The sequence below is a fragment of the Pumilibacter intestinalis genome (genome assembly GCF_943193005.1).
GTDB lineage: Bacteria > Bacillota > Clostridia > Christensenellales > Pumilibacteraceae > Pumilibacter > Pumilibacter intestinalis.
On sequence record NZ_CALPCH010000037.1, the window covers coordinates 1 to 2,977 of the forward strand.

General features: G+C 50.7%; 2 protein-coding genes. Both read right to left on the reverse strand.

Annotated features, from left to right (window positions below; genetic code table 11):
• On the reverse strand, positions 1–929 hold a 929-nt coding region (locus NFR55_RS10330), incomplete at its 3' end, for an AAA family ATPase (protein ID WP_251548806.1).
• A 9-nt stretch (positions 930–938) separates the two neighbouring features.
• Positions 939–2,846, reverse strand: a complete 1,908-nt coding sequence (locus NFR55_RS10335) for a hypothetical protein (RefSeq protein ID WP_251548807.1) — start codon at positions 2,844–2,846, stop codon at positions 939–941.
• Positions 2,847–2,977 lie beyond the last annotated feature (131 nt).

Below are 2,977 nucleotides of genomic sequence, written 5' to 3' on the forward strand. Positions count from 1 at the left end.
ACTCGAGCTATGTTCATTTCGTCGAGCACCGTCACGTAGATTTCTTCGTTGCAGTTCGCTTCGTACATTTTATACAAAAGCGTGGTTTCGTTAAATCTGCGCGTGAACTCGTTGTAATATCCCACGAGGTCGGTGCGCTCTTTCCACATGGGCTGAATGGGCACTACCACCGTTTTGTTGTTTAGGAATTCGCCGAAAGCATACGCAAGCGAAGTTTTACCCGTGCCCGACATGCCTTGCAGTATGATTAGCTTTGTTACCGCGAGCGCGCCTATAAAGCGGCGGATATCTTCTATATCGTAATACAGTTTGAGTTTGCCCGCCGCAAAATTGCGGAACACCTCGCAAAGCTCTCTTAGTCCTATGCCGTCGTCGTACTCGGGGCGCACGTATAACTCATATTCTTTGTCTATTTCCGTGAGCATGTAAAACCGCGAGCCGCCCTCGTTTTCTTCTTCGGCGGACGGGTCGGTTTTTCTTTGAGCGGCAACCGACTTTGCCGCCGACGAATAATCGCGGTCCTCCGCGGTAATCGGTCTGCCCTCTTTGTCTATATACACGGTGTCCGATTTTGACTTGGCGATTGAGAGAGCTTCCTCGAGTCTGTCCGAGGCTTCAACGCTTTTGAGCGGTTTCTTTTCCTCTTCGTCTTTCTTAAAGTCCACGCCGAAGAACGCGGGAGTAATGAGTTTGCTCGCAGTGCCGCGGGTGCTCGTAATAACCGAGAGCGTAAACAAGAGCGAGAGCAACAGGAACACGCCCGCTATAAAAACGTATTTCATACTGCCGCGCAACAACTCGAAATTACGCCCCTCGTATTTCTTCCACTGCACCAAAAACGCCGAAACAAGCAACGCGAAAAAGCCCGCCACGCAAAGGAGCGTGACTGTGAGCTTCAATATGCTTCTCGGTTGCCTGTTCTTTTTCATGCTCTGTCCTTATAACTCGGTATTCGCGGAGTCCGAATTATCTTCTTGCTTTGTTTTTGCTCGCGACTCCGCGTACACCTCGCGCTTGATTTCCTTTTTGGTTATCTTCCACTGACCTTTGAAAAACCGCTGAAACGCTTCGAACTCGCGTTCGAGTTCCACGAACCGTTCGCGCGAAGAATAGTCGGTGCTCGGGGTCATCAGTCCTTGCGCTATGCGCATGCCGTCAAGCTCGGCGCGTATGAACGAATTTTCTTTGCGCCACTGCTCCACCTCGTCGTCGCACGCCTTTTGCCGCGCGGCGAGCTCGCCCTCGCAACTCTTTTCCAAGCCGCGCATTTTGCGCTCGCACTCGTCCACAACCTTTTGCTTTTCGTCGTCGAACACCGCTTCACGCGCCGCAAGAGCTTCGTCGCGCCGCGATAGGTCGTCTTTCACAGCGTTCCATCGCTCGGTAAGCTCTCTCATCTGCCCGCCGAGTTCGCTCTCTCGCGCCTCGTGCGCTTCGGTGAGAGCGCGGGTGCGCTCCTCGTATTCGGCTTGCGCGTTTGCGAGGTCTTCGCGGTGACTTTCTGTTATAGACTGTATTTCGCCAAAGTGCTCGGCGTTTAGATTTTGCACCGCAAGCTCGTGCTCGGCTTTCGCCGCCGCCATATCTTCGAGATACTTTTGGTTGAGCATCACTATTTCTTGCTCTTTCTCCTCGATTACGCCCTGGAGTTCGGTCATGCGGCGATTGAGTTCTATTCGCTCCATGTTGAACACGTCTATTTTGCGGTTGAGCGTTTCCACCTCTTGGCGTATTACCTGCAACTCCTCGCTGTCGCGTTCGAGCGAGCGGTTGCGTTCTTCGAGAAGCACCATGTATTCTTCCATGGTTTTGCCCGACTCGAGAGCTCGCTTGCGAAGTTTTTTTATCTTATCTAAAAGTTTCTGCTCCTCGAGTTCTTTGCGCCGCTGATTTTCTATCTCATACGCTCCGTCGAGCAGTTCGTCTATTCCGTTGCCGAACTTGTAAGCTATAAACGCAACGAGGTTTGCCGCTTCGGCGAGTTCGTCGGCTACGTTTTCCGCAAACGGCGTGAAATCGCTGTGCACCTCCTCGTAGGTATAGCCGTCGTCTTTATAAGTGGCAACGTAGTCGTAAAGCGCGAGCGCACGCTTGAAATTGTTGTTCATTTTGAGCACGTTGGTCTTTGTTATGGGCGGCTTTATCATGGGAGTTTTGGCAACCTGCACCATAAGGTCGGTGTTCAAAAGAGCGTTCACTATGCTCTGGCAGTCTTTTATGCGCTGAATCAGCCCCGTCGATTTCTCGTCCACTACGGGATAAGGGTTATCCGTGCGGCTCTCCGTTACGGTTGCCTTTATAGTGAGCATGCGCTTTTTGGTTTCCACCTCTTTGAATATGCGCATGTTGCCGTCGTACGAGTGGCGCAAAGCCTCTATCTTTTCGAGTCTGAAATTTATGAAATCGTTGAGATAGCAAAGCAGCATATACAAAAACCTGTTTTCGTATACCGCGTAGTCGCTGAGCTTTTCCACCATGTAGAGCTTGTCGGGAATGATATCGTTGCTTCCGTCTTCGGGTATGTGGGTAATTAAGTCGCTGTGTTTGGCAAGGTGCTCCACCGAGTCTTTGGATATCTTTTTAACTTTCTCTATGGGCACGACCTCGCCGTTGGTGCGTATGAACTGCCGCTCCTCGGCAACCGCCTTTTCAACGTATTCGAGCCCCTCTTCTATGGCTACAATCCAGTCCTCGCGAATACTGCACAGGTATTTGGTGGCTTCGAGCACGTCGCGGTCTAAGTTAGACAACGCGAGAGCCTTGCGGTCTTTTTCGCAAACCGCTTCGTCTACCGTTTCGCGCCGGTACTCCTTAAACGCTCGATAATATATATCCAAACGACTCATAACTTACCAAATCACCTTGTAATTCGCTTTCTGCCTTTTTAACTTATTTTCAACCTATATATTTTGCTCTATGAGTCTTACCGACTCTTTGCACAGCGGCATTTTGTCCTCTCCGAACAGTTCGTCTAAGT

Excerpts from the sequence above, each read along its gene's own strand:
- NFR55_RS10335 (WP_251548807.1), bottom strand. The coding sequence starts at position 2,846 with ATGAGTCGTTTGGATATATATTATCGAGCGTTTAAGGAGTACCGGCGC.